Source organism: Anoxybacillus sp. LAT27 (genome assembly GCF_022030075.1).
Classification (GTDB): Bacteria; Bacillota; Bacilli; order Bacillales; family Anoxybacillaceae; genus Anoxybacillus; species Anoxybacillus kestanbolensis.
In genome coordinates, this window is sequence record NZ_JAIWYK010000150.1 from 1 (window position 1) to 278 (window position 278).

Below are 278 nucleotides of genomic sequence, written 5' to 3' on the forward strand. Positions count from 1 at the left end.
GTAGCGTCTTTCCCGGTCAGTAACTTGATTACTGGCTCCGCTCGACCTGCACTGTTCGCTGCCTCCTGAGGCACACTATTGCTGAACCAGTTCTGATTGTCGCGAAATTTTCCGTATGCTTTTTCCAAAACTGAAGCCCAGGTTCCGTATGATCCGCCCGCATTAAATAGACCAAGTTCAGCCTCAGTCGGAGCCGTCACGGTGACAGGCTCGTCTGGTGCACCCGGGAAAGTAACCGTGAAAGAGCCGTCGGCATTATCTTTGATCATGTTGGCTAT

The 278-nt window shown here is 51.8% G+C and carries 1 protein-coding gene; it reads right to left on the reverse strand.

Annotation, left to right across the window (positions count from 1 at the left end; genetic code table 11):
* Nucleotides 1–278 (reverse strand): hypothetical protein (locus tag LD028_RS08900; protein ID WP_237811602.1); only part of this gene is annotated, 278 nt, incomplete at both ends.